The organism is Rubrivirga sp., assembly GCF_049648075.1.
Classification (GTDB): Bacteria; Bacteroidota; Rhodothermia; order Rhodothermales; family Rubricoccaceae; genus Rubrivirga.
Genome location: NZ_JBARYR010000781.1, coordinates 1 through 1,852, shown reverse-complemented (window position 1 = coordinate 1,852; position 1,852 = coordinate 1). Strand labels below are relative to the sequence as shown.

General features: G+C 66.7%; 2 protein-coding genes. One reads left to right on the top strand and one right to left on the bottom strand.

Features of this window, described 5'->3' with window-relative positions:
* Positions 1-769: amino acid--tRNA ligase-related protein (locus WBA11_RS20640; RefSeq protein WP_424522513.1), on the bottom strand; the 769-nt coding region annotated here is incomplete at its 3' end.
* Between the two features lie 618 nt (positions 770-1,387).
* On the opposite strand from WBA11_RS20640, the gene WBA11_RS20635 reads away from it, so the two are divergent.
* Positions 1,388-1,693: a hypothetical protein gene (locus WBA11_RS20635; RefSeq protein WP_424522512.1), complete on the top strand. Its 306-nt coding sequence runs from the start codon at positions 1,388-1,390 to the stop codon at positions 1,691-1,693.
* Positions 1,694-1,852: the final 159 nt, after the last annotated feature.

The following is a 1,852-nucleotide window of genomic DNA, read 5'->3' as shown; positions in this document are numbered from 1 at the left end:
TCATCTCGACGTCGATCTGGGTGAACTCCGGCTGGCGATCCGCTCTCAGGTCCTCATCCCGAAAACACTTCGTGATCTGGACGTAGCGGTCCATGCCCGCCACCATCAGGATCTGCTTGTACGTCTGGGGCGACTGGGGGAGCGCGTAGAACTGGCCGGGGTGGACACGGCTCGGGACGAGGTAATCGCGGGCGCCTTCGGGCGTCGACTTCATCAGGACCGGCGTCTCGACCTCGACGAAATCATGCTCGTGGAAAAAGCTCCGCGTGCTCTGGTAGAGCTTGGACCGCAGCATCAGGTTGTGCTGGAGCTTGCTCCGGCGCAGGTCGAGGTAGCGGTACCGAAGCGCGATCTCGTCGGACGGCTTGGTCGCCTTCGGGTCGTTCTCCGAGACGACGAACGGCGCCGTCGCCGAGACGGCCAGGACCTCGAGGTCGGAGACGTAGACCTCGACGTCGCCCGTCGCCATGTCGGGGTTCTTGCGCTCTCTGACGCGGACCTCGCCACGGGCGGAGATCACGTCCTCGCCCCGCATCTTCTCGGCGAGCGAGGCGAGATCCTCGTTCAACTCGGGCGAGAACACCAGCTGCGTGATCCCGTAGCGGTCGCGCAGGTCCACAAAGTTGAGCCCGCCGAAGTTGCGGCGCTGATCGACCCAGCCCTTCAGCACGACGGTCTGGCCGGCGTCGGACTCGCGGAGCGCGCCGCAGGTGTGTGTGCGGTCGCCGTGCGTGGGGGCGTCGGTGAGCGGGAGGCGGAGATCGGACATCGAGGTCGAGGCGGGGAGACGGCAAACTAGCCGGACGGGCAATCCACTCGTGGTGGACTGACGGTGGATATCCACATTCGAGGACGGCGCGGTGGGGAACGGTGGGGCGTTGTGGGGCGCCGGATCGCTCTCGAGGCCGCATCAGGGCGGGTCGGGACCCGACCTCGAGGTCGTGGGACGGGCGCTGGTGGGTGGCGAGTGGTGATTCGTGGGGAATCGCTCTCGAGGCTGGCCGAGGACGCACCAGCGGTGTGTCCCTACGGTTTTTTATGGTCCCATGCTGAGCCCGGCCTCGAAGACACGCTCTGACGAACCATTCTCGATGGGTACGGGCGCTCAGCCTCGAGGGCGAATCCGAACTCGGATCCCCAACCCAACTCCCCACCACACACGAGTCATCCCGGCGCAGGCGGGGACCCATACGGTCTCGCTCACCGGCTGAGCACCCCGTTTGCGAGAGTCACGTCCTCGAGGACGGTCGCCTAGGCGCGCCCTCGAGGTCGGCCCGTTCGCCGTCCTCGAGGACGACGAGTCTGATGGGACAGTGCAATCGTTCTGACCTGACAGATGGAGCACGGCCGGTTACGTTCGGGGCGCATCCCTCACTCTCCGTCCTCGATGACCCGCACCCTGACCTCCGTCCTCGCCCTCCTCATGCTCTCCGGCCCGCTCTCGGGCTGCGTCACCGTGAGCCCGTACGGCCCCAACGACAAGGAGCCGACGGTCGAGGCGATGACCTATGCCGAGGAACTGCTCGCTCGTCCGCCGGAGTCGCTTACTGAGGAGGAGGTCGAGTACCTGTCGCTCTATGCCCTGCAGGCGGAGGCACGGAATACCCAGGCTCGCGCTGAGTTTGAGCAGACCGTCTTCTTCGTCTCTCTCGGCATCACCATCGCTACGGTTCTGGTGTCGCTGGCGGACTAACGCCGCCGCCCTCGAGGGCGATCTTGGGCCATGCCTGACGCCGCCGCCCTCGCCCCTGCCGTCCTCGAGGGCGAGCGCCGCGCCATCGCGAGGGCGCTGACGGCTGTCGAGAACGGCTTGCCCGGCGCGGACGTGCTGATCGACGCGCTGTACCCGAAC